The organism is Streptomyces tamarix, from assembly GCF_032423885.1.
Lineage (GTDB): Bacteria > Actinomycetota > Actinomycetes > Streptomycetales > Streptomycetaceae > Streptomyces > Streptomyces tamarix.
Genome location: NZ_JAWCTQ010000009.1, coordinates 102840 through 127460 on the forward strand (window position 1 = coordinate 102840; position 24621 = coordinate 127460).

General features: G+C 73.1%; 18 protein-coding genes and 1 pseudogene. 6 read left to right on the forward strand and 13 right to left on the reverse strand.

Going from position 1 to position 24621, the window contains the following annotated elements:
• Positions 1-45: 45 nt before the first annotated feature.
• Positions 46-828: a type I methionyl aminopeptidase gene (gene map / locus RND61_RS10030; RefSeq protein WP_315877488.1), complete on the reverse strand. Its 783-nt coding sequence runs from the start codon at positions 826-828 to the stop codon at positions 46-48.
• Positions 829-893: 65 nt separating this feature from the next.
• Between map and RND61_RS10035 the strand changes: the two genes are divergently transcribed.
• Positions 894-1196 carry a helix-turn-helix domain-containing protein gene (locus RND61_RS10035; RefSeq protein ID WP_315877489.1) on the forward strand — a complete coding sequence of 101 codons (303 nt, stop codon included), beginning with the start codon at positions 894-896 and terminating at the stop codon, positions 1194-1196.
• An 11-nt stretch (positions 1197-1207) separates the two neighbouring features.
• Positions 1208-1552 (forward strand): annotated as a pseudogene (locus RND61_RS10040) (helix-turn-helix transcriptional regulator); the annotation flags it as partial.
• Here RND61_RS10040 and RND61_RS10045 read toward each other — a convergent pair.
• The 10 genes from RND61_RS10045 to RND61_RS10090 all read right to left on the reverse strand — a co-directional run bounded on the left by RND61_RS10045 (position 1491) and on the right by RND61_RS10090 (position 14483).
• A complete protein-coding gene (locus RND61_RS10045; protein WP_315877490.1) occupies positions 1491-2318 on the reverse strand; it encodes an Sden_1164 family protein in 828 nt (275 codons plus the stop codon). The pseudogene RND61_RS10040 and the gene RND61_RS10045 sit on opposite strands and share 62 nt — an antisense overlap.
• A complete protein-coding gene (locus RND61_RS10050) occupies positions 2315-4564 on the reverse strand; it encodes an FAD/NAD(P)-binding protein (protein WP_315877491.1) in 2250 nt (749 codons plus the stop codon). The genes RND61_RS10045 and RND61_RS10050 overlap by 4 nt, the downstream gene beginning before the upstream one ends.
• Positions 4551-6242 (reverse strand): Sden_1168 family B12-binding radical SAM P-methyltransferase, encoded by a 1692-nt coding sequence (locus tag RND61_RS10055; protein ID WP_315877492.1) that lies wholly within the window; start codon positions 6240-6242, stop codon positions 4551-4553. The genes RND61_RS10050 and RND61_RS10055 overlap by 14 nt, the downstream gene beginning before the upstream one ends.
• A complete protein-coding gene (locus RND61_RS10060; protein ID WP_315877493.1) occupies positions 6239-7441 on the reverse strand; it encodes a pyridoxal-phosphate-dependent aminotransferase family protein in 1203 nt (400 codons plus the stop codon). The genes RND61_RS10055 and RND61_RS10060 overlap by 4 nt, the downstream gene beginning before the upstream one ends.
• A complete protein-coding gene (aepY, locus tag RND61_RS10065; RefSeq protein WP_315877494.1) occupies positions 7438-8583 on the reverse strand; it encodes a phosphonopyruvate decarboxylase in 1146 nt (381 codons plus the stop codon). The genes RND61_RS10060 and aepY overlap by 4 nt, the downstream gene beginning before the upstream one ends.
• Complete coding sequence (locus RND61_RS10070) at positions 8580-9995, reverse strand: isocitrate lyase/phosphoenolpyruvate mutase family protein (protein WP_315877495.1); 1416 nt, start codon at positions 9993-9995, stop codon at positions 8580-8582. Before RND61_RS10070 ends, aepY begins: the two co-directional genes overlap by 4 nt.
• Before the next feature lie 364 nt (positions 9996-10359).
• Positions 10360-11172, reverse strand: a complete 813-nt coding sequence (locus tag RND61_RS10075; RefSeq protein ID WP_315877496.1) for an amino acid kinase family protein — start codon at positions 11170-11172, stop codon at positions 10360-10362.
• Positions 11159-12616 (reverse strand): sulfatase-like hydrolase/transferase, encoded by a 1458-nt coding sequence (locus RND61_RS10080; protein WP_315877497.1) that lies wholly within the window; start codon positions 12614-12616, stop codon positions 11159-11161. Before RND61_RS10080 ends, RND61_RS10075 begins: the two co-directional genes overlap by 14 nt.
• Before the next feature lie 77 nt (positions 12617-12693).
• Complete coding sequence (locus tag RND61_RS10085; protein ID WP_315877498.1) at positions 12694-13359, reverse strand: pyridoxine/pyridoxamine 5'-phosphate oxidase; 666 nt, start codon at positions 13357-13359, stop codon at positions 12694-12696.
• A 137-nt stretch (positions 13360-13496) separates the two neighbouring features.
• Positions 13497-14483, reverse strand: a complete 987-nt coding sequence (locus tag RND61_RS10090; protein ID WP_315877499.1) for a glycosyltransferase family 2 protein — start codon at positions 14481-14483, stop codon at positions 13497-13499.
• 538 nt (positions 14484-15021) lie between these two features.
• Between RND61_RS10090 and RND61_RS10095 the strand changes: the two genes are divergently transcribed.
• The 4 genes from RND61_RS10095 (at position 15022) to RND61_RS10110 (ending at position 19643) form a co-directional block, all read left to right on the forward strand.
• Positions 15022-16272 (forward strand): hypothetical protein, encoded by a 1251-nt coding sequence (locus RND61_RS10095; protein WP_315877500.1) that lies wholly within the window; start codon positions 15022-15024, stop codon positions 16270-16272.
• A gap of 73 nt (positions 16273-16345) precedes the next feature.
• Positions 16346-17965, forward strand: a complete 1620-nt coding sequence (locus tag RND61_RS10100; RefSeq protein WP_315877501.1) for a nucleotidyltransferase family protein — start codon at positions 16346-16348, stop codon at positions 17963-17965.
• A 123-nt stretch (positions 17966-18088) separates the two neighbouring features.
• Complete coding sequence (locus tag RND61_RS10105) at positions 18089-18760, forward strand: thymidylate kinase (RefSeq protein ID WP_315877502.1); 672 nt, start codon at positions 18089-18091, stop codon at positions 18758-18760.
• A gap of 148 nt (positions 18761-18908) precedes the next feature.
• Complete coding sequence (locus RND61_RS10110) at positions 18909-19643, forward strand: HAD-IA family hydrolase (RefSeq protein WP_315877503.1); 735 nt, start codon at positions 18909-18911, stop codon at positions 19641-19643.
• Between the two features lie 433 nt (positions 19644-20076).
• Here RND61_RS10110 and RND61_RS10115 read toward each other — a convergent pair whose 3' ends face one another.
• On the reverse strand, positions 20077-20388 hold the full coding sequence (locus tag RND61_RS10115) for an STAS domain-containing protein (RefSeq protein ID WP_315877504.1): 312 nt from the start codon (positions 20386-20388) through the stop codon (positions 20077-20079).
• The gene (locus RND61_RS10120; protein WP_315877505.1) at positions 20388-24545 is read right to left on the reverse strand and encodes a SpoIIE family protein phosphatase; all 4158 of its coding nucleotides are present in this window, start codon (positions 24543-24545) and stop codon (positions 20388-20390) included. Before RND61_RS10120 ends, RND61_RS10115 begins: the two co-directional genes overlap by 1 nt.
• Between the last annotated feature and the right edge of the window lie 76 nt (positions 24546-24621).

Consider the following 24621-nt stretch of genomic DNA (forward strand, 5'->3'; position numbering starts at 1 on the left):
GGACCACCTCGTAGGCGTTGCGCGCCGGCAGGACGGCGTTCGGTCTCACGCCCGTGCTTGCTTCGGCAGGGTGAGGACCTCCGCTCCGTCCTCGGTGATGGCGATCGTGTGCTCGCTGTGCGCCGTCCTGCAGCCGGTGGCGCTGCGGAGGGTCCAGCCGTCGGCGTCGGTGACGAGTCGGGCGGTGTCCGCCATCACCCATGGCTCCAGAGCCAGCAGCAGTCCGGGGCGCAGTGTGTAGCCGCGGCCGGGCCGTCCCGTGTTCGGGACGTGCGGATCCTGGTGCATCGTCGAGCCGATGCCGTGACCGCCGAACTCGGTGTTGATCGAGTACCCCGCTCGGGAGAGGACCGTGCCGATGGCGTGGGCGATGTCACCGATTCGCGCCCCGGGCCCGGCGACGGCGATCCCCGCGGCCAGCGCGCGTTCGGTCGCGTTGATCAGGGCGACGCTCTCCGCAGGTCTCGTGTCGCCCACGATGAAGCTGATGGCGGCGTCGGCGGCGACTCCGCCGAGGGAGACGGCAAGGTCGAGGGTCAGCAGGTCACCGTCGGCGAGCGGATAGTCGTACGGACGCCCGTGCAGGACCGCGTCGTTGACGGCGGTGCAGATGTAGTGGCCGAACGGGCCGCGCCCGAAGGACGGGGCGTAGTCGACGTAACAGGAGGTGGCTCCCGCCTCGACGATCATCTCCTTGGCCCACCGGTCGATGTCCAACAGGTTCGTGCCGACCGTGCTGCGGCTCTTCACCGTCTGCAGGATGTCGGCGACCAGGGCGCCGGTGTCCCTCGCCCGGGACAGCAGGGTGGGGTTCAGGATCTCGATCATGTGGCGTCCTTCTCGCGGGCCCAATAACTATACCGGCCTTACTGTACCGGTATAGAATTCGCGCCATGGTCAGGTTGCCGCTCACTCCCGAAGAGGTCGAACGCGGACAGCGGCTCGGCGCCCTCCTGCGCCGGGCCAGGGGAGAGCGTTCGATGCTCGACACCGCGCTCGCCGCAGGCATCTCGCCGGAGACTCTCCGGAAGATCGAGACAGGCCGCGTGGCCACCCCCGCCTTCCCGACCATCGCGGCGATCGCCGACGTCCTCGGCCTCTCCCTCGACGCGGTGTGGGCCGAGATCAGCGGAGCCGAACGCGCCGTCGGGCCCGCCGGCCCCACCCACCGCTCCCCGGAACGGCTGGCGTCCTGAGCGACGCCGCGGCGGCCCTGGGCAGGCGGGTCGGTGCCGGTGACCGCACGCCGTCACGGCTGTTCAGGGCCGACCTCGGCATGACGTTCCCGCAGTGGCGCACCCCACTGCGGCTCCCCCACGCCCTGGTGCTGCCCGCCGGGGACGCACCGGTGACGGTGGTGGCGCACCGGTGCGGCCGGTCCTCGGCGAGCGCGTTCATCGACGTCTTCCGCCGCGCCTTCGGCCACACACCGGGCCCCGCGCCGGGGACCCGGCGCGGCCGGCGGGACGGCAACGGGCGGCGGCCCGCCGTCAGCCGGCGGGAGAGAGCGCCGCGTCGCGCTCCCGGATGGCCGGGTAGAGCACCTCGGTGATCCGCCGGTAGTCCTCCGGGAAATCGCACTCGGAGAACAGCAGGGAGCCCGGCAGCCGCGCGACACCGAGCCGGGACAGCCCGAAGAGGTACTGCCAGACCTCCTCGTGCTCGGACAGGCGACGGCTGTAGCCGTAGGCAGGCCGGGAAGGCGGGTCGCCGACCATCCACCGCGTCAGCTCCGCGCAGGGACGCACGTCCCCGGCGGCGAGGTGGATCATCCCGAGACTCTCCCCCAGCAGTTCCAGGCCGCGTGACACCTCGGGTCCGATCCCCTTGCCGATGAGCCTCGGCACGTGCTCGGACGCGCCGTAGACGCACACCTCCTCGGTGTCGCCGGTCACCCGGTCGACCGTGAAGAGGCGGGAGGCGTCGCAGCGGGCCAGCAACTGGGCGAGCAGGGCGCGTTCGTAGACCACGTCCGCGTCCGTGACCAGCGTGTCCACCCCCCTCGGACGGTGCCGCAGGACGGCGTCCAGGCCGGCCAACATGCTGACGCTGGACCCGGTGGGCGCGGACTCCCGCGGGAGGGCGACGAGCTCCACCCCCTCCCCCAGGCAGGGGGCGAACCGCTCCGCCGCGGGCTCGCCGACGACGACGAACACGCGCTGCGCCCCCGTCGCGAGGAACAGGTCGATCCCTCGGCTGAGGAACGTCGGCGAGTCCGGGTCCCCCGGGTCCAGCGGCAGCAGCGCCTTCGGCACCGGGGCGGCGTCCCCCATCCGGCGGTTCGCCCCGGCGGCCAGGACCACGACGGCCCGCGTCACGTGACCACCTCGCTCGGCCGCGCGGCCCGTGCCGTCGAGCACGCTTCCCAGAAGTCCTCGAGCCAGGTGAGGACGTCCTGCATGACGTGGTGGTTCTGGTTCGGGCGCAACGCGCCCAACTGGAAGAACATGACCCCCTCGGACGGCGGGCCGAGCACGGTGAGGCGCTCCTCGGTCCGGCCGTCGGCCCGGACCGGGTGGAAGCGCGGCGTGATGTCGAGCCCCCCGGGGGCGAAGGAGGTGCCGTCCGCCGCCGAGTTGCGCCACGGGCGCACGAGTCCACCGGCCATCAGGTTCCGGTACAGGGGCAGCACGTCCTTGTCCGGTGAGAAGGGGTGCACCCGTGCGTCGACCAGGGTGTCGACGTGGACGACCGACCCGGTGTGGGGGCCCTCGACGCGGAACCGGCCCGTCGACTCGTCCGGCTCGACGCGGGCCCCGGGGCCGGTGGCCACGTCCAGCAGCCCGTGCCGGATCAGCGCGCGCATCTTCTCCATCACTTCCAGCGCCGCCCCGTTGGCGAGCTTGTTGTGGTGCCGCATGTACCGGTCGAGGAAGACGCGGTGCGAATCCGGGGTGAGCCCCGCCCCGTCCACGGCGTGGGCGAGAACGCCCCGCAGGTCGCGCCAGACTCCGTCGGCGGCGGCCTTGTGCGGGTTGTCGAGGTTGCCCTGCGCCGCCCACGCGTGGTCGCGCGCCATGAAGTCCAGCAGCGCCTCCCGGTACGCCTCCCGATCCGGGTGGCCGTCGGCCGGCAGCGGGTGAACGGTCCGCTCCCAGTCGAAGACGTTGCCGTGCGGGCTCGTCTCCAGGTGCCAGGGCGAGGTCCGGCCCCGAAGGAGCCCGGCGAGCGCCCCCGGATCCGCGTAGCGGTCCGCCGCGAGCGCGGCCACGTCGGCGCCGTGGACGACGTGGATCCAGCGCAGCACCGTCTCCCGCGGTGGCCACCCGCGGGCCCGTACGGCCGCCGGCCCGGCCGCCAGCACCGCGTCCAGGCCGTCGGCGATCTCCGCCACGGCGGCGCGCACCGGCGCGAGCAGGGCGTCGGCGCCGCCCGCCACCGCCCCGTCGAGGAAACGCCGCCACCGCGGCTCGGCACGGGACGCGACGAACGCGGCGGCCCCCGGGCCGAACAGCGTGGCGTAGTGCACGTGGGCCATCTCCAGGATCACCACCGGCAGCACGTGGCCCTCGAAGTCGAGCTGCCGCCGCCCCGTGCCGCCGGGCCCCGCGGGGCTGCCGACCGAGGCGCGGAGCCGGTCGACGGCCTCCTCCGTGAGGAAGACCCCGCGGTGTTCCAGGCGCTCGGGGTCCCGCTCCTTGTGGTTGTGCGGCCGGGCGTAGGTGAACAGCCCGGTGTCGCTGAAGGCGACGATGCGCCGGGGTTCCTGCCCGCTGGGCCGGTACCGCAGCTCCCCGTCACCGTCCGGCGCGAAGATGCCGCCGCGGCCCTCGGTGAGGTACAGGATCTCGTCGATCGCGGTCAGCCCGAGCCCCGCGCAGCCCACCACGGTGTCCGGCCCCGAGACGGACTGCGGCAGCATGACGTCGAGCGGGTAGGCGTACGGCACGTACACGGCGTCGCCGCGCTCGGCGAAACGCGCCAGCCGCTCGGTACGCGCGCTGCTGTCCGCTCGGTTGTGCGAGTGGCCGGTCAGCAGCAGGACGTGGTCGGCGGGGCGGCTGCTGCCGTCGGCGGCCAGTACCACCAGGCCGCCGTCCTCCTCCCGCACGTCGACGACCTCGACGGCGTGCAGTTCGACCGTCACGCCCGGGTGGGCGCGCAGCTCGGCGACGTACGCCTCGAACATCTCCTTGAGCGCGAGGCCGTGCACGTAGCGCTTCGGCCAGTCCTCCGGGCGCAGGTCGAAGTCGGGGTCGCCGGTGGCCTCGAACCGGCGCCGGCACCATTCGTACAGGGTGGGACGGGCCTCCCGGGCGCGCAGCGGATGCGCGCCCCGCACGCTTTCGTCGGCGGCGAAGCCGACCTGGCCCGTGATGCGGTTGAGGAAACTGGTGACGGGCTGGGACCAACTGTGGACGCGTCCCGCCCCGAACTCGCCGCTGCGTTCGTAGAGGTGGACCTCCAGGCGTTCGCCGGGGCCCAGTCGGCCGACGGTCATGGAGAGCCGTTCCATGCAGTAGGTGGCGCTGGGTCCGCCGCCGACGACGGCGAGGCGGAACGGCCCGCCGGCTCCGGGGCCGGTGGCCGGGGCGCGGGCTTCGGTCGCTTCAGGAGGGAACAACGTCGCCTGCCTCGATGATCTTCGAGGTGATGGCCGAGGCACGTCCGACGCAGATGCGCGCCATCCGCTCCCGGTGCTGGGCGTACTTGCGCTCCCACGCCTCGGGGTCCCGCAGGTAGATGCTCTTGTTGTAGCGCTCCAGGAAATCCTCGACGAGCCCCTCCAGCCGGTCCGGCGCGATGGTGGCCAGCCGCAGCGTGGAGCGGGCGGTGTCGATGTGGAGGGCGCCCTCGTAGCTGATCGTCCCGTTGCTCACCGCGCGTTCGAACAGTTCCGAGCCGGGGATGGCCTGCGCGATGAAGACGTTGATGGAGTTGAAGGGCAGCGACTCGACGTACCGGAACCCCTCCTCGATCTGCTCCTCGGTCTCCCCGGGCATGCCCACCACGAGGGTGCCGTGCATGAGGACGCCGAGCTTTTGCAGGTGGTGCATGAGGTCGGGGACCCGCGTGAGGTCCACGGGTTTGCGGTGCTGCTGCTTCAGGGTCTCCGCGCTGCCGCTGTCGAGGGACAGGGTGATCTGGTAAAGGCCGGACGCGACCATGGCGTCCACCAGGGGCGGACTGAGCGTGTTGACCATGATCCCGTTGGGCGTGCACCAGGGCAGCTTCAGCGGGGTCATCCGCTGGAACAGCTCCATGGCGCGCTTCTTGTCGAACGTGAGGTTGTCGTCCGCGAATTGGATCTCGTCGATGCCGTACTCGTCCTTGTAGTACTGCATCTCGGCGATCACGTTGTCGACGGAGCGGGCGACGTACGCCTTGGAGAAGTTGGTGCTGGAGCAGAACGTGCACCCCACGGGGCAGCCGCGGGACGTGTAGATCTGCATCACCCGATGGCCCCGCGGGTAGGGCGAGAACGGCACGTTGTGCTCGAAGTACCGCTCCAACGGGACCTTGTGGTACGCCGGGAAGGGCAGGGCGTCGAGGTCGGTGATCCGGGCGAGCTGCGGGTTGGCGAACACCTCGCCGTCGTGCCAGCCGGCCAGGCCGTCGGCGTTGCGGTCGTAGCGCCCCTCCTGGAGGTGGCGCAGGAACGGGCCGAGCCGGATCTCGCCCTCGCCGCGCAGGACGAAGTCGATGGTCGGCACCCCGTCGACGACGGCGTCCCGCAGGAAGCGCTTGGTGTAGATGCTGGCGTGCAGGCCGCCGGCGATGACGACGGTCCCGGGGCGCACCTCCTTGACGATCTGCGCGTACCGGTAGAGGTTCTGCAGGTCGGAGGAGTAGATCATGGTGAAGCCGACGACGTCGTAGTCGTGCTCGGCGATGTACGCGCGGAAGCGGTCCTCGGACATGCCGAGCCGCCAGACGCCCTCGGCGACCGGCACCTCCTCGTCGACGCCCTCGACGATGCAGTCGAGGATGTCGACGTCGATGCCGTCCCGTTCCAGGGCCGCCGCGACGTAGCACAGGCCCAGCGGCGGGATGACGCGTTTGACCGCGCCTTCGTACAGGCACATCGGCGGTTGGACCAGGAGCGTGCGGGGGAAGGTGCCGGTGGGCGGGCGGAAGTCGACCAGTGAGGGGGCCTTGTGGGGCCGCTTCACACGGGCCGTCTCGTCCTTCTCCGCCAGGTAGAGGCGCAATTCGCTGTCGTGCGGCAGGTTCTCGTCGAGTTTGTTCTGTTTGACGCGCAGGTCGCGCTCGGGTCGGCGGTCGTCTCCGCTGCCGCTCATCGGCTGGTTCCTCCCTGTTCGAAAGTGCTGGCGACGGCCGGTGTGCGGGCCAGCGCGTCCAGGAATCCCGTGATGTCCTCCGTGGTGAGTGCGCCCAGCGTCGAGAGCCGGAAGTGCCCTTCGGCGAGAGGGCCCTGGGCCGCGTAGATGACGTAGCCGGCCGCCTTCAGCGGGGCGTGCAACGCGTCGTAGGACACTCCTGGGGGCAGTCGGACGACGGTGAGGCCGACCGCCCTGTGCTCGGGTGGCAGCAGGAGGGTGAACCCGAGGCGTTCGAGCCCGTCCCGCAGGAGGCGGACGAGCGCGCGGTACCGGTCGCGCCGGGCCGGGACCCCTTCGCGCAGGGCCAGTCGGAGGGCCGTGTCGAAGGCGTAGAAGGTGGGCACCGCCGGTGTGAAGGCGGGTGCTCCGGACGTCTCCTGCGCGGTGAAGTGACGCGCCAGGTCCAGGTAGTACGAGCGCCGGGGGTGCCCGGCGAGGGCGGCGAAGGCGGCGCGCCGGCCGGTGACGAAGGCGAGGCCGGGCATGCCCTCCAGGCACTTGTTGGCGGAGCCGGCGAGCCAGTCGATCCCGTCCCTGACCAGGTCGATGTCCTCGGCGCCGACGCTGCTGACGGCGTCGACGACCACTTCGCGGCCGTGCCGGTGGGCGACGCGGGTGACGGCGGCGAGGTCGTTGAGCATGCCGGTGCTGGTCTCGTGGTGCACCACGGCGACGTGGCTCAGTCCGGGGTCCGCGGCCAGCGCCCGGTCGACGGCGTCCAGGTCGAGGGGGACGGTCCAGCCGAAGTCCAGGCGGTGGCTGCGCAGGCCGTGGGCGACGGCGATGTCGTGCATGCGGCGGCCGTAATGCCCGTTGTCGAGGGTGAGGAGGGCGCCGTCGGCCGGCACCACCGAGGTGAGGGCCGCCTCGACGGCGGAGGTTCCCGAACCGGTGAGGATCAGCGCGGTGTGCTCGTCGCCTCCGCCGCAGATCCGCGTGACGCGGTCCCGTACCCGGCTCATCAACTCCGTGAACTCCGGTTCGCGGTGGCACAGGTCGGGGCCGCCGAGCGCCGCCCGGACCCGCTCGTCGGCGACGACCGGTCCGGGGTTCATGAGCACCGTGCGCCGCGGCGCGGCGGTGGTCTCGCCGGGGCCGTCCAGCGGCTCGTGGGCGGGTGCCGCCTGCCGCCGGCCGGTCCGCTGGGGCGCCGTCATGAACGGACCTCCTTCTGGAAGCGTGCGGCCGAGTCGGGCGGGGCCAGCGCGGGGCGGCCCAGCGCGGGGTCGGAGCCGGGCGCGATACGGACCCTGACCATCGCGGGTCCGGCCGCCGCGGCCGTGCCGACGGCCCGGTCCAGGCCGTCCGCGGTGGAGACGTCCCGGGCGTACCGGTAGCCGCACGCGAGGGCGACGGCCGTCAGGTCCACACCGGGCGAGGCCGTGGGCTGCGCGCCCGTCGACTCGTAGGCGGCGTTGTCGAGGACGACGTGCAGCAGGTTGGCGGGCGCGTGGTGGCCGATGCCGACGACGGCCTCCAGGCGCATCAGCGCGGCGCCGTCGCCGTCCAGGACCGCGACCGGGCGGCCGGGGGCGTGCAGCGCGACACCGAGCGCCACGCTGGAGGCGCAGCCCATGGAGCCGACGACGTACAGGTTGCCGGGGCGGTCCCGGTCGCGTTCGAGTTCCCGCGCGGTCTTGCCGGTGGTGGCGACCACCAGGGTCCGCGGGTCGAGCGCCCGCATGATCCGGTCGATGGCTTCGGCCCGCAGCATGAGTCCGGGGCCGGCCGCGGGGGCGGGGGCGCCGCCGTAACGGCCGATGGCGCCCTTCGGCACGACGAAGGCGAACGGCAGTCCGGTGTCCCGCATGTGCGCCGCGGCCACGGCGAGCCGCTCGTCGAGGTCGGCCACGCGCGCGGGGAACGGCTCGTTGCGGACCTCCATCGCATCGAGGAGGGCCGGGGTGATGCGGCCCATCAGCTCGTGCTGCGGCTCGTCGGGGCGGCCGGGCTCGCCGCGCCAGGTCACGAGCAGCAGGACGGGGATGCGCAGGGTGTGCAGCAGGGAGGTGACGGGGTTGACCGTGTTGCCGAGTCCCGAGTTCTGCAGGATCACCACGGGGGTGCGGCCGGCGAGACGGGCCCCGGCCGCGACGGCCACGGCCTCGCCCTCGTTGCTGGCGATGAGGTAGGAGTCGGGCGCCTCCTGCTGGAGGCAGCTGATGACGGGGCCGAGGAACGAGCAGGGGACACCGGTGAACGGGCCGAATCCCGCCTGACGGAAGGCCCGTACGACGGCGGCGGGGTCCAGCCCGGTCGCGGGGGGCGCGGGCGGGGCGGGGGTGGGCTGAGGGCTCACGCGTCCGCTCCGGCGGTGGTGGAGCCGGCGCGGGCGGCGGTGACGTCGACCGCGGTCCAGCCGGTGTCGGCCAGGTCGCCTATGAGCGCGTGCAGGGCCGTGTCCGGTTGCCCGTCGGCGATGCGCTTGCCCGCGACCTCGCGCAGGGCGCTGTAGGCCGGGCCGGACAGGGCGGCGAGCGAGTCGCCTGCCGTGGCGATGTCCGCGGACTCCGTCAGGAGCCGGTGCAGCGTGCCGTCCTCGGGGGGCTCCGTCCCGCCCACCACCACGACCCGGCAGTGGCCGCCCGGATCGGTGGCGGCGACGGCCTCGGCGTCGTGGCCCGCCGTGCCGACCGGGATGAGGACCGTCTGCACCCCCCGCGCGCGCAGGGCGCCCACCCGGCCGTCGACGGCGGGACGCACGTCGGGCGGCCCCGGGGGCGCGGGCAGGACGACCGCCGCGTGCGGGGCGGTCGGCGCGGGGACGAAGCGGGCCTCGCTCTCCTTGATCCGGTCCATGCCCTGGAGGTCGAAGACCGTGGCGAGGGGAGCGATGCGGGCCTCGATGCCGGTGGTGCGGCCCTCGTCCAGGATGGCCTCGAAGACCTCGCTGACCGCGGTGATGCCCGCGCGCAGCCCGTGGTTGGCGTAGATGACGAGCTTCGCACCGGCTTCGGCCAGCTCGTCGAAGGTGATGGTGTGATAGGTGGTCGGGACCACCACGACGGGGAGTTGCCCGCTCCACCGGTCGAGGAACTCCAGGACCGGCTCCGGGGAGGACCCTTTGGCGTGGATCAGGATCGCGTCCGCGCCGGCCGCCGCGTACGCGTCCGCCCTCGTCAGCGCCTCGTCCATGCCCCAGCCCGCGATCAGCGCCTCGGTCCGGGCGATCACCATCAGGTTCGGATCGCGCTGCGCGGCCTTGGCCGCGGCCACCTTCGCGGCGAACACCTCGACGGACTCCAGTACCTGGCGGCCCGGGATGAAGCTGTTGACCTTGGGGAACCGCTTGTCCTCGATGCAGACCGCGGCGACTCCGGCCGCCTCGTACCGTCTGATCATGTGCATGACATTCAGGGCGTTGCCGTAGCCGGCGTCGCAGTCGGCGACGACCGGGATGTCCACCGCGGCGGCCATCGAGCCGGCCACGGCCAGCAGGTCCGTCATGGTCATCAGGTCGGTGTCCGGGAGCCCCTGGGAGGCGGACACCTCCAGCCCGCTGGACCACACGCCGTCGAATCCCGCGCGCTCGGCCAGTCGCGCGCCGAGCGGGTTGTGGGCGCCCACGATGCGCAGCGCCCCGGGGCGCGCAAAGAGTTCCCTGAGTCGCGCGGATTGCTTCCGTGCGACTCCCCCGGTCAGATTCGGCGAGGCGGTGGAGGTTTCCTCGAATATCTCATCCATCGCGATCTCTAAGTCGTTCCCGGCCATGCTCACGCGAACCCCCGAAGGTCAAGTTCAGCAATAATCGACACACGCCTCGATAAAGGATTCAGGGCACTACTGCGGAGTGGAAGGGACTATATCATCGAGCCTTTCTTTGCGGCCAGTGTTTTCTCACCGTGCACCATCGAGTCACCTTCTCGACGTCACTGCGGGCTACAGGCGTGTTCGACGAATTCAGACACATCGACGCAGGTCAAATGGGGTTCATCTGGTCGAGCCGGCGCCTGGTTCGACAGTTGGTACGCGCGAACCGCATCGAGCGGGGCGACGGAGAGGAATCACAGAAACTTTCGGGTCATAAAAACGGCCCCGGGGGCTTGCCGCTCCGCCGGAAGAGTGCCTAAGCGGCTCATCCCGCGGTTTTCGAAACGGGTGGTTGCGCGGCGACCACCGTGCGTGGGACACCCCTCGGCCACTCCTCGAAGGGAGCCAGCAGAAAAGTAGGGTCCGCGCCGATCCGGGCGCCGTGCAGGATCACACATTCCGCTCCTTTCCGGGAGTGTTCGAGTGCGGCCGTCAGCTTCCCCGCCATCCCACCGGTGGTGTCCCATCGCGGGGCCTCCCACAGGGCCCGCAGCCCGGCGTCGGCCCCGTCCGGGGTGAGGCGCGGGATCACGGTCTCCCCGTCCATCACCCCGTCCACGTCGGTCAGCATCACGATGCGGGTGGCGCCGGGTGCGAGGGCGGCCAGGGCGCCCGGCACCAGGTCGCTGCCCACCACGTGGAGGCGGCCCGAGCGGTCCGGCAGGCAGTCTCCGCTGAGCACGGGCAGCACCCCGGCGGCGAGCAGCCGCGCGACCGCCTCCCCGGAGAGCCGGGCGTCACCCTCCGGCCCCAGTACCGCGGCGGCCGCGAACTGGACCGGGAAAGCGGCCACGCCCGCCTCCCGCAGCGCCACCGTCCACGCCCAGCGCAGTTCGGCGTTGGCGCCGGTCAGCGCCAGCGCCGCGAACGGCTCCGAGGGGTCCAGACCGCGGACGGCACCGTGTCCGTACGCTCCGCCGCCGGACACCAGCACCACGCGTCCCGGCGCGGCCCGGTGCAGGGCCGCGGCGATCCGCGCGTAGCGGCGCACCGCCGCCGGGTCCAGGTGCCGGTCGAGCCGCTTGTCGGAGAAGAGGCTGCCGCCGATCTTCACTACCAGCAGGTCAGCCGTGTGCATGAGTCACCCCCTGTCTCTCGGCGGCCCGGCGCCGGTGGCGCCGCTCGTGTTCCCGGACCTGCTCGGCGAAGGTGTCGAGCAGCGGCCGGCTGCCGGGCTCGCCGGCCAGGTTCCGCAGCTCGCCCTGGTCGACGGTCCGGTCGAACAACAGCGGTGGCAGCGCGGGGAAGTGGACGTAGGTGTGGGACGCGCTGCGCAGGACGGTCAGCCGGCAGGCGTCGGGCTCCGCGCGGGCGGCCCACGGCCAGCTGTCCCGCAGGGCCGCGCGGAAGTGGAACTCGCCCACGGCGTGCTGCCGGAACCAGCCGTCGGGTGTGCCGTGCAGGAACGGGAGCAGCGACCGGCCGCACGCCCCGGGCAGGCTGGGCAACCCGGCCCACTCCAGCACCGTGGGCACCAGGTCGACGGACTCGGTGAACCGGTCCGTGCGCCGCGGCCCGTCCGGTGCCGCGGGGGCTCCGGGGACGGCGATGATCAGCGGCACCCGGTAGGCGCCGGCGGCGAACCCGCCGGTGCCCAGGGTCCAGTGGTCGCCCAGGGCGTCGCCGTGATCGGCGGTGAAGACGACGAGGGTCTCCTCGGCCTGACCGGTCCGGCGCAGCGCGGCGAGGACACGGCCGACGTGGTGGTCCACCTCGGTGAGCAGCCCCAGGTACACGGCACGGCCGCGTGCCACGGCGGTGTCGGTGAGCCGGTCCGGCGCGGTGTCGAGACCCGGCCGGCCGATCCACCGCCGCAGGAAGGGGTGGACGGCGCCCTGCGCCTCCCGGGTGGGCAGCCGCTGCGGTGCCGCCATCGCGGCCGGCTCGTACATCGTGTCGTACGGGGGCGGTGCCACCCAGGGCGGATGCGGGCGCAGGAAGGTGCTGACGATGAGCCAGGGTTCGTCGCGGTGCTCGGTCAGGCAGTCGATGGTGCGGTTCGCCACGTACGCGGTGTCGCTGAGCTCCGCGTCGTAGCGCGCCCGGTGCGCGGTCCCCTCGACGGGACGGAAGACGTCCATCGGGCGCCGCGGGACGGGGTGCCCGGCGGCGCGCAGCGTCTCCAGCCAGCCGCGCAGTCCGGGGTCGTTCAGGTTGAAGCGGGTGTGCCAGGAGAAGCCGGGCGGGACCCCTTCCACCCCGTCGTGGCCGTCCTCGTGGACGCTGTCCGTGTAGCCCACGACGTGGCACGGGATGCGGGCGGTGGCCGGCGTGGGCAGCGCGGGGTCCAGCGGCGCGGAGTTGGAGACGACCCCGTGCTCGGCCTGGTGGAGGCCGGTGAGCAGGGAGGCCCGGGCGGGACCGCAGGGCGCGCAGACGGAGTAGTGCTGCTCGAAGAGGGCTCCGCGGGCGGCGAGTTCGTCGAGGTGCGGGGTGGGCGCCACCGGGTTCCCGTACGCGCCGAGGGCGTCGGCGCGCAGTTGGTCCGCGACGATCAGGAGGATCTTGCGGCCGCGCCCCAAGCGACCGCTCTCCGGACGGCCGCGCACCGGCGCCGCACCGGCCCGCGGCGAGGGGGGCACCGAGGTGCCCTCCCTCCTCAGGGCCACAGCAGTTCCCGCCGCCAGGCGCCCCGGGCCGTGTCCGCGTCCCTGCGGTACCGCACGCGGTGGTGGACGCGGTCCGTGCTCGCCTCCCAGAACTCCACCTCGGTGGGGGTGATCGCATAGAGCGTCCAACTCGGCGGGCACGGCACCTGGTCCGGGTAGAGCGCGTCGAGGCGCTCGAACTCGCCGTACGCGGTGTGACGGTCCGGCAGCGGGCCGGGCCGGTGCAGGTGGGCGGAGAGCCGGGAACCGCGGCCGCGCTCGGCGAAGTCACGCTCGGAGGCGTCCCGGTCCAGGCCGGAAGCCGTCCCCGTGATCCGCACCTGCCGACCGGTGACGGGCCAGTAGAAGTGGGCGGCGACGTGCGGGTTCGACGCGATTTCGATTCCCTTGCGACTGTCGGCAGGGGTGGCGAAGAACAACCGGTCGGTGTCGATGTCCTTCACCAGCAGGACCCGGCTCGACGGAATTCCCTCGGCATTGACCGTGCACAGGCTCATCGCGTGGGGTTCCGGCTGTCCGGCCGCATGCGCCGCGAGGATCCACTCGGCCACCCTCGGCACGGGATTCTCGGGAAGCTCGGATTCCTTGAAATCAACCGGTCCGACGTCCGCGAAGACGGAAATCCTTCTGAGTCTGTCCCGCATTGCTTCGGTCATGCTTCGGGTTCCTGCCCCTTGGTGCGGTCCGTACCGGAGACGCTCCGGACGGCGGTTGCTTTTCGGGAGGGTAACTGATTCTCCGGGCGTACCGCTCCGTCGAAATATTTCGAACCACGGTTCCCGTAATACGGCGTTTACGGAACGCCGCGCGCGGGGGCGCGCCCGCGCTCCGCCGCCGGGGGGTGCACGGCGGCGAGGGCCCGGCAGGTCTCGGCGGCCGCGGCCCGCCCCTCGGCGGCCATCGTGTCGGCCTGGCGCAGGTGGAACCGGCGCACGGCCTCCCGCAGGTCGGCGAGGCTCATCCGTCCCGCGTCGAGCGCGGCCGTCGCCGCGCCGAGGAACCCGTCCAGGTCGACCAGGAGCATGAGGCTGTAGAAGTCGTCGCCCAGCCGCTCCCGGCTCGCCGACCCCGAGGTCGACCGGGGGATGCGGTAGCCCGCCGTCACGTCCGGCAGGAACCCCAGGCCGTCGCCGCCGGCGAGCAGGCGGAACCAGGCGTGGGCGTCCTCGGAGACCGCGGTGTGCGGGAACGGGTGGCGCAGCGCCAGGCCGGTGCGCACGGCGACCGTGCTGGTGAGGGTGGCGTAGCCGGTGGCGGTGCCGATGGGCAGCCAGGCGTCGGGACCCTGCACCGGGCCGGCTTCCAGGGCCTCCAGGATCTCCCGCACCGACGGCGTGACCTCGTCCCGCGGTACCGGCTTGTCGTGCTCGTCGATGACCTCGAACGCGGAGTAGAGGAAGTCGGTCCGCGGCTCCTCGGCGAACCGGCGCCGGGTGCGGTCGAGCCGTTCCGGGTCGGCCAGGTCGTCGGAGTCCTGGAACAGGACGAACGGCGCCTCCCGGGCCGCCGCCCAGCGCACCCCCTCGTTGCGGGCGCTTCCCGGGCCGCCGTTGTGGTCCTGCCGCAGGACGTGCAGACGCTCCGGATCGAGCGCGGCGATCCCTGCCAGTCGGTCGTCGGCACCGGGGTCCGGGGACGCGTCGTCCACGATCACCGCCCGCCAGCCGGCATCCGACTGCGCCAACAGGCTGCGTACGGTCCGGTCGAGATAGTCCCAGGCCAGGGGCGTGTCCCCGTAGTGCGGAACCACGAACACGGGCGAGTTGGCCAACGGATCCAAGGGGGTCTCCTCACATCCTGAGCGAACCGGCTCTGCCGCCGGGCGGGCACGGCCGGGCGGTACGGCGGGGCGGCGAATTCCGACGCGGTACGGTGCCGCAGCCCGTGGCCCGCGTCCACAGGTACCGAGTTCCGAACCGGAACGCCGAACACTCCACACCGCAACCGCACCCCGAACAGCGAAGTGCGCTTTCCTGAATAAGGGCGGACGCCCCGTCCGGCGGCCCGGATGGAGAGCGGTTTCAAGACTCTCCGAGCGCGCACGAGATTGTCAAGGACTGTAAGAAACGGGCTCCGACGGCCCCATTCTCCCGTCGATAGCGTCTTGCGCCCGGCAGGAGCCGCCTGCATATAATGCGCTGCCGCCTTGAGGTGTGCCGCTTTTCTACGTCCGCGTCTGCACCGAAGTGCCGGTAGTAGCGGCTGAGCTGCTTTTTCACATCTCGCCGAGAGGCCACTTCACCGGCGGCGCACGACCCTCGCTGCCGCGCTCCACTCGACCGGGCATCGGCCCGTCCGATCACGAGAGGTGGGCCAACGTGACGTCAGGGGACCTCCGGCGCGACCGGGTGAGCGTCCCGGCCGCCCTGAGTACCGGGCTGCTGCTGAACGCCGCCTTCGCCGGCCTGCTGAGCGTGACGCTTCCCCTCTGGCTGGCCGACCGCGGCCACGGAAAGGTCGGCATCGCCGCCTTCTTCCTGCTCACGGCGGTCTTCGCGGCGGCGCTCAACCTCCTCGTCGGGCGGCGCCCACGGAACTGGGCCCGCGTGGTGCGGACCGCCGCCGTCGTCTCCGTGGCCGGACTGGCGGCCCTGTCCTACCTGCCGTGGTCCTGGACGGTCTTCCCGGCCGGTGCCGCCACGATGGCGATGAGCCTCGTCTACCCCCAGTACATGGCGGCGGCACAGCAGTTGGCCGGCCCGGCCCCCGAACTGCGCGTGGTGGCGCGTCTGCGCACCCTCTACGTGATCGGTTACGTCGCCGGCCTGGGCCTGTTCAGCGTGGTCAGCGCGCTCGACGGGTACGCGGAGGTGCTGCGGCCGATCAACTGGGCGCTGCTGATCGGAGCCGTCATCGCCCTGTTGCCCAGGCCCGCCGCACCGGCCCCCGCCCCGGCTGACGGCCAGTCCGCGGAGCAGCCCGGCGAGCGGGAGCCGGCCGAGGAGCAGCGCCCCGGCCCGGCCCGCACCGGCCTGTGGGTGCTCGGCTGCACCGTTGCCGCGATCGTGCTGCTGCGCGCCGCCGACAGCCTGCGCGGCGTCTACCTCCCGCTGTACGTGCTGCACGGCGGCTGGTCCGAGCAGTGGGTGTCGGCCCTGTTCGCCGTCACCGTGGTCGTCGAGATCGCCGTGCTGCGCCCGCTGGGCCGCATCGGAGGCCGCTACCGCGACGGCGCGGTGCTGACCCTGATCGCCGCGGTCGGCGGTGTCTCCTTCCTGCTGGTCGTGATCGGCGGCGGCCGACCCGTGCTGCTGGTCTCCCAGATCGTGTACGCGGTGTTCACGGCCGGCTTCCAGGCCGTCGGCATGACCCTGCTGGGCCGGCTCCTGAAGACCGGCGCCGCCGGTGGTGCCAGCCTCTACACCGCGGCGGTGCAGATCGGTTCGGCGGCCGGCGTGCTGGCGCCGCTGGCCGTCAGCGGCTACTCACCGGCGATCTTCACCATCGCGGCGGGCTTCTGCGCGGTTTCCTGCCTGCTGCTGGTGCTCGCGCTCCCCGACCGGGCCGGCCGCCGCACCGGCCGAGGGCGCGTTCGGGCCGCCACCGGCACCGCGACCACGTCACGGTGACCGGTCCGCGCCGCTTCACGGCCCGGTGCCGTCCGGCCCGGGCACCCTTCGGAAGAAACGGGCACGCCTACAGATGACGCCGCTTGACCACGACGCCGGCCGGGACAGCTCGGTGCGGGCCCTGCGCGCCGCGATGACCTGGGCCGCTGGCGCCCCCGGAGACCCTCCCGCCCTCGCCTCCGGGCACCTTCCCCGGGTGAGGGAGCTGCTGGACGCCCATCGGCTGGACGCGCGTTTCCTGCGCCGCGTCGACGCGGAGGGGCCGCGGACGTTCGGCGACGACCTGGTCCGCGGCGTGCGGGAACGGCAGGAACGCACCGCGGCGGGCGTCGTCCGGCGCATCGCCCTGGCCCGGCAGGTCGCCGACCTGCTACGGCGTGACGGGGCCGCTCAACCCCTCGTGCTGGTCAAGGGCTTCACCCTGTACGGCCGGACCGGGGACCCGGCCCACCTGCGGCGCAGCGGCGACCTGGACGTCGTGTCCGACGAGCCGCAGCAGTTGGTGGACACACTGGTCCGCGAGGGATTCGTCCCGGAGGGCGAGCTCGACGTCCTGGACGAGTACTGCCGGCTGCGCAGCCCCGACGGCCAGTTGGTCGAGGTGCACTCCCACGTGCGGGTGCCCCGGCTGCCCGACGGCGTTCGGCCGTCCGACTGCGATCCCCGGCTGCACCCCGGCGACTGGCCCCAGCCGTGGCACCTGGAGACGTACCAGCTGGGGCAGAAGCGGCTGGCCGGTCTGCTGGACTCCGGGGACAACGCGGTCGGCCTTCCGCTGCTGCGGCCGGAGCCCGCGTTGCTCGCGCAGGTGTGCCACGCGTTCGGCGACTACGTGACGGCGGTGTTCCCGCTGCCGACGGCCACCGTACGCCTCGACGAGATCGCGGCAGGTGCCGACTACGCCGCGCTGCCGGACTTCCGCCCCGAGTTGCTGGCGGAACTGACGGAGGAGACCGGAGCCCATGACGCGGTGGCCTTCTTCCGCTCGATGGCGGTGGCCCTGCTGGGCACCGACCCGCTGGCCGGCGCGGGACTGCCCGGCCGCTGCGAGCCCCGGGAGTTCTTCCCCGTCGACGCCTGGTGGGACGGCGTCGACGGCTACACGATCGACAGGGGCTGGCACCCCGAGCAGCTCGTGGTCCGTGACAGCGCGGCGATCCCGGCACTGCTGGACCGCTTCGACGCGCCGACCGTGGACCTCCTCGCGCCGGGCGACACCCACCGGGTGGCGGCCCCCGGCCAAGGGGCCGCGGGGCGCAGCGTCCACCGCACGGTTCCGGGCCATGCGTTCGACGTGGAGGCCCGCTTCACCCGCGCGTCCGACGGCGGACTCACCGTGGTCGTCTCCGTCCCCGCGGCAGCCGCGGGAGCGTTCTCGGCCCTCTCGTTGAACTTCGGCGACCACCGCTACGAATGCTTCTACGAACCGGACGGCGACCGGTTCCGCCACGACGACTACTCGCTGGCCGATCCCGGCGGCAACGGCTTCACCTCCCACTTCACGCGCCGCGACGGTCGGGACGTCTTCGAGGCGCGCCTTCCCCGCGCGGCGACGGGCGACCCCGAGGACGGCGTGCTGCCCCTGCTCCTGGGGGCGCGGCACCAGCGCGCGGGCTGGGGCCGCATGCTCGGCGGAGCCGTTCTTCCGCTGCGCCTGCGACTGTCGGAGCGACCGCACCGCGCCCGTGGTTGAGGCGGCCCGGGGCGCCGCTCCCGGCCGCCCGGCACCGTCCGCGACCGTACGGGCGGGAGCGGACGGTCCGTCCCCCGGCCCCGGCCGCGGCATCCGGCGACCAGCGATGGAGGGAAGGTTGCTGTGATCATTTCCGTGGTCGGCACCGACGGGGCCGGCAAGTCGACCGTCACCCGCCGGGTCCACGCCCTGCTCGACAGCCCGGAACATCCGGTCCGGAGGGTCGATCGCTGGGACATCGTGGACAACCCGGCTTATCCGGCAGCCAGGTTCATGCGCCCGGATGTCCCGGACACCCGGCTGTGCGTGGCGGAGATGCCCACCACGTCGCGGTTCCTCTTCCTGATGTGGTCGATCGGTCTGGCCCTGACCGGGAACACGGCGGTGCCCGACGGGCAGCCCGTCCTGCTGGACGGCTACTGGATGAAGCACGCCGCGAGCGAGACGGTGTACGGCCTCGACCGCGCGTGGACGGAGAGCGTGACGGCCGGGCTGCCCCGGTCCGACCTGGTGTTCTACCTGCGGCTCGACCCGGCCGTGGCCTGGCGGCGCAAGTGCGGGCGGGACGTCGTCCCCTACGAGTGCGGGATGGACCCGGACTGCTCGGAGCGAAGCTTCCTCTCCCACCAGCAGGCGATCCTCAAGGTGCTCGACTCCTGGGCCGACCGGGACGGCTGGACGGTGATCGATGCCGCGGCACCGCCGGACGCGGTGGTGGCCGCCGTCGCCGACGGGATCAGGGCGGCCGTTCCGGCCCTGCGGGACCCCGCGGTCGGCGGGCCGCGGGGGCGGTGACCCACGGCCCGGCGAGCGGTGGGCGGCGCCCGGGTGCGCGCCGGGCCCGACGCGTCCCCGCCGGCCCGGTCCCCGCCGGCGCGGACCGGGCCGGCCGTCCCAGGAACGACCAGACCAGACCGAGCGGAAGAAAGCAGGACGTGCCCTCATGAACGGCTCCCCCCTGGCAGGAACGGGCCCCTCGCCCTTGGCACCGCACACCTGGCGCGAGCACGCGGACGGCTCGCTCGGCAGGCACGGACGCGCCCTGCTGTTCGACCTCGACGGCACGCTGGTCGACTCGGCGGCGGCCATCGAACGCCACACCCGGGCCTGGGCCGCGCGCTGCCACCTCGACGGCGACCACGTGCTGGAACTGTCCCACGGGCGCCGGGACACCGATCTCGTCGCCCTGCTGGCCCCCACCCGCCGCCACGACGAGGAACTGGCCTGGCTGCACGACGTCTCCTGCCGTGACACGTGGGGCATCGGACCGATCCCCGGCGCCGCGGCCCTGCTCGCCCGGCTGGCCCCCGAGGACTGGGCGGTGGTCACGTCCGGCGCACGCGAGGTGGCCTTGGCCCGACTGGCGGCGGCGGGACTGCCGGTACCCCGGGTCCTGGTCACCGCCGAGGACGTGGTCGAGGGGAAACCGGCCCCCGAGGGCTATCTGCTCGCGGCCCACCGGCTCGGGGTGCCACCCGCCCAGTGCCTCGCCTTCGAGGACGCGGACGTGGGAGTGGCCGCCGCACGGGCCGCGGGGGTGGCCGTGGTGCGGGTCGGCGGCACGGGCGACCCCGGCGTCACCGACCTGCGCGAGGTATCGGTCGTTCCGGAGACCGGCCGCACGGGACGACGGCTCGCCGTGCGGGTGGACAACCGGCGGGTACGGCCCAGGCCCTGACGGACGCTCAGGTCGGACGGAGCCGAGCGGCACGGACACCCGCCGGCGGTCCGTGCCCGCCGCGCGACGGGCGGCTCCCGGTATCCGGCGAGGACCACCAGGACCTCCGGGGCGAGTGGGGACGGCCGTCTCCACCACGCCCGAAGGCCCCTCCTCGATCGACTGCCGACGGCCGCACGTCACCGACGTGACGGCCGAATGCGGCTGCGCGGGCAGAGCGGGCCTCGGAACCCGCCCGGCTCCGAGGCCGTCCGGTCACCCGCGCGCCGAGGGACGGCCGACACCGCCCTCGGCACACCCGGCGGCCTCGGCCGCGCCCTCGGCCGCGCCCTCGGCCGGGAGTCGCGCGGGATCCGGCTCCGGCCCCACCGACCGGCGACCATCCCACCGCCACCGGCCCGGCCCTCACTGCGCTGGCCCCGCCCTGAGGGCCTCAGGAGGAGGGAGGCGGCTCGGTGCCGAGGCCGTGGACGGTGGCCAGGTCGGCGAGCCCGGAGACGGTCAGGACCGGCGCCAGGAGGGGCGTGGCGATCAGCTCCAAGCGGTTGGCGTGGGCGAACAGCACGCTCAGTCCGGCGCTGTCGAGGTAGTCGACCGCCGTCAGGTCCAGCACCAGCGGCCCGGTGGTCGCGTCCAGGGCGTCGGCGAGGGAGTCGACGTTGCTCATGTCGATCTCACCGGCGACGGCGAGGTGGGAGGTCCCGTCGGGGCGCCGGCCGGGGGTGAGGGTGAGGGGGGTGGTCATCAGGCGATCCTTGTGTGCATGTCGACGATGGTGCCGATGGGACCGGGGGTGATGGTGACCTGCTGCATCAAGGAGCGCATCAGGGTCACTCCGCGTCCGCGGTGGGCGTTGAGCTCGGGCTGCGGGGTCTTCCACCGGCCGGTGTCGGTGACGGTGAGGTGCAGCCCGTGGACGAACGCTTCGGCGCGCAGGCGCACGGTGTCGCCGGGGGCGTCGCGGTGGCCGTGCTCGATGGCGTTGGCACACGCCTCTCCCGCGGCGACCAGGACGTTCTGGACCGTGTGCGGGGGCAGCTCGCACTGGTCCAGCCAGCTCCGCAGGGCCTTGCGGACCGGGGCCAGCTGGGAGGACTCGGCCGGGAAGGACACCTCCAGGGGTGCCGGGTGGCGGTACAGGAGCAGGGCGACGTCGTCGTCGTAGCCGTCGGCGGGGGCGAGGCGGGTCATGACGTGGGTGGCCAGGTCGTCCACGGCGATGTCGCGACCGTCCTGGACGGCTTCGCTGGCCTGGTCGATGCCCGCCGTCAACGGGCGGCGGCGGCGTTCCACCAGTCCGTCGGTGTACAGCAGGAGGGTGCCGCGCGCCGGCATGACGCACTCGGCCTCGGGGCGCGTCCTGCCGGGGCGGACCGCGAGGGGGATGGAGCGCCCGTCCTCCAGCAGTCGGGTGGTGCCGTCGGGGTGGGTGAGGATGCCCGGCGGGTGCCCGGCGCTCGAGTACGTCAGGCGGCCGGTGTCCGGGTCGAGCACGCCGCAGAACACGGTGGTGCACAGGGCGCCGGGGATGGTCGCGGCGAAGTGGTCGAGGGCCATGAGCGCCTGGGCGGGGCTGGCGTCCTGCAGCAGCAGGGCGCGGCAGGCGCTGCGCAGCTGTCCCATGACCGAGGCGGCCTCCAGGCCGCGGCCTACGCAGTCGCCGACGACGATGCCGATGCGGCCGTCGGGCAGGGTGACGGTGTCGTACCAGTCGCCGCCGACTTCCAGCGGCTGGGTCGCCGGCTCGTAGCGGACGGCGAATCCGTCGGGCAGGTGGGACGGGCCGAGGATGGCGCGCTGCAGCGCGATGGCGGTTTCGCGCTGCTGGTCGATCTGGTGCGCACGGGTCAGGCCCTGCGCGAGGTGGCCGGCCAGGAGGGACAGGAGGAGCTGGTCCTGCTCGCTGAACGGCCTGTGCTCCCCCAGGTCGATCCAGATGACCATCGGGCCGCTGGGGTGTTCGACGGCGATCCCCGCCCCCGTGTGGTCGGGGTGGGGGGTGAGCAGGGGACGCCGGCGGATGTCGGTGATCGTCCGGCGGTGCTCCTGGGGCAGCTCGTGCCAGGCCGAGCCGTCGGTGGCGGTCAGGGTCGGTTCGTCGCCGCCCTCGAAGACGGCGGCGAGCACGTTCCGGGCGCGCCACAGGTCCTTCAGCTCGTGCAGGGCCCCGGAGAGCGCGTCGGGGAGGCTCGGGGCCCGCGAGAGGCTGGTGCTCAGGGAGGCCAGGGCGCTCTCGCGCTGGATGGCGTAGTGCTCGGCGGTGACGTCGCGGAAGGTGCCGACGGTGACGCGGCGCCCCGAATCGGGGTCCTGCGCGTGAGCGAAGCTGGCGGTCACCCACAGTCGATGGCCGTCGCGGTGGGTGACGGGGATGGTGTACGAGCCCTGGGGGGCGCCCAGGAGCAGGTCGAACGCCTCCCCGACCTGCCGGTGCGCCTCGGGGTCCGTCTCGGCGTCCGGCCACCAGGGGTGGATCGGCTCGTAGGGCAGGGATTCGGGGCCGTAGCCGAGGATGTCGGTGAACGCGGCGTTGATCTCGACGACGGCGCCCTCCTCGTCACAGACGAAGAACGCCTCTTGGAGGGAGTCCACCAGTGCGGTGCGCCAGCGGGCGTGGTGGGTGCGCAGTCGGGCCAGCTTCACGTTGACCTCGACCCGGGCGAGGAGCTCGGCGGCCGCGAACGGCTTGACCAGGTAGTCGTCGGCACCGGCCTGGAGCCCCTCGATGGAGGCCTCCTGCCCGGCCCGGGCGGACAGGAGCAGCACGGGCAGCGAGGCGGTACGGGCGTCGTCGCGCAACGCGGCAACCAGTTGCAGACCGTCCAGGCGGGGCATCATGACGTCGCTGACGAGCAGGTCGGGGGCTTCCCGGCGGACGGCCTCCAGCGCTTCCTGCCCGTCGGTGACCGCTTGGACCTGGTAGCCGGCGCCGGTCAGGAGGCGGGTGAGGTACTCGCGCATGTCGGCGTTGTCGTCGGCGACCAGTACGCGCGCCGGGGCGACGGAGCCGGCGGCGCGGAGGGGCGCCTTGCCCTCCGCCGGCATCTGCGCCGGCGCGTCCGCCGCGGTGTCGGAGGGCAGCCAGCGCAGGGCTTCTTGCAGATAGGGGTCCGCGGTGGCGGAGGCGGCGGAGGGGCCGGAGGCGGGGGCGAGGGAGTCGGCGGGCAGGTGGCCGGTGCCGAAGGGCAGGCGGATGGTGAAGCAGGTGCCCTCGCCCTCGGTGGACCGGGCGGTGATGGTGCCCCCGTGCAGGCCGACCAGCTCCTGGACGAGCGCCAGGCCGATGCCGCTTCCCTCGTTGGAGCGGGAGCGGGCGTTCTCGATGCGGTGGAACCGCTCGAACAGCCTCGGCAGCTCCGCCTCCGGGACGCCGATCCCGGTGTCCGCGACGGTGACCACCGCCCGGCCGCCCTCTTCGCGCACGGTGACGCTGATGGAGCCGTCGAAGGTGAACTTCAGCGCGTTGCTCAGGAGGTTGAGGACCACCTTCTCCCACATGTCGCGGTCGATGTGGACGGGCCGCCGCAGCGGGGCGCAGTCGACGTGGAAGTCGAGGCCGGCCTTGTCGACGGCGGAGCGGAACACGCTGGCCAGCTCTCCTGTGACCACGGCCAGGTCGACGGGTTCGTAGCTGGCCCGCATCCGGCCGGCCTCGATGCGCGAGAAGTCCAGCAGGGTGTTGACGAGCTTGCTCAGACGCAGCCCGTTGCGGTGGATGGTGTCCAGTTCCTGCCGGGCCCGTTCGTCGTCGGCCAGCCGGGTCCGCAGTTCCTGCACCGGTCCCATGATCAGTGTGAGGGGGGTGCGGAACTCGTGGCTGATGTTGGAGAAGAACGTGGTCTTGGCCCGGTCGAGTTCGGCGAGTTCCTCCGCGCGCCGCTGCTGGCTCTGGTAGCTGCGGGCGCTGCCGATGCCCGAGGCGAGGTGCCCGGCGATCAGCTCGACAAAGCCGCGGTAGCCCTCGTCCAGGGTCCGGTAGCGGTTGAGGGCGGCCACCAGGAAGCCGAAGGGCGCGTTGCCCTGCTGCAGGAGCGGCACGACCAGTGCCTGCGTGGGCGGCTGCTTCCAACTTCCCGTCGGCAGGTCGGTGAACGGGGTGTCCCGGAGGGGTATCAGCGCCGTCTCACCGCGGGCCGGGGTCGCCGCGGGCCACGGGGCGTCCGGATCGTCGACGCGCACGGCGTCCACGGCGGCCGGGTGGTCGGCGGGGAGCCCGGTGGTGGCCGCGAGCCGGGCCGAGCCGTCCTCCCCGTACAGGTAGGTGAGGGTGAAGGGAAGGTCCCGCTGGTTCGCGGTGAGCTGCTGGCCGGCGAAGTCCAGCACTTCCTGTTCGGTGCGGATGACGCTGGGGTCGGAGCCCAGGTCGCGCAGGGTCGCCATCCGGCGCTCGCCGATGACGCGCTCGGTGTCCTCGCTGACCACGCACAGCATGCCGACCACGGAACCGGCGTCGTCGCGCAGCGGGCTGTAGGAGAAGGTGTGGTAGCTCTCCTCGGTGTAGCCGGAGCGCTCCAGGAAGAGCAGCAGCGCCTCGTCCCACGTCGCTTTCCCGCTGGTGAGGACGGTGTCGATGCGCGGGCCGATGTCACCCCAGATCTCGGCCCACACCTCGCTGGCGGGACGGCCCAGCGCCCAGGGGTACTTGCGGCCCAGGGTGTCGCGGCGGTAGGCGTCGTTGCAGAAGAACGTCAGCTCCGGTCCCCAGGCCATCCACATCGGGAACCGGGAGGACAGCAGGATGCTCACCGCGGTCCGCAGGCTCTGCGGCCAGCTTTCCGGCGGCCCCAGCGGTGTCGCCGCCCAGTCCACCGCGGTCAGGTCCCGGCCGACTTCACGGTCGGCCTCGAACACCTCGGCTCCGGCTGCCGACAGCCCGTGCCCAGCCTCTTCCGAGCGCGCCACGCGCCACCCTCCTGTCCGTTTCGGTCACTGCCCCGTCGTCCCACCGCCCACAACAACCGACCGCAGTGCACGGGTG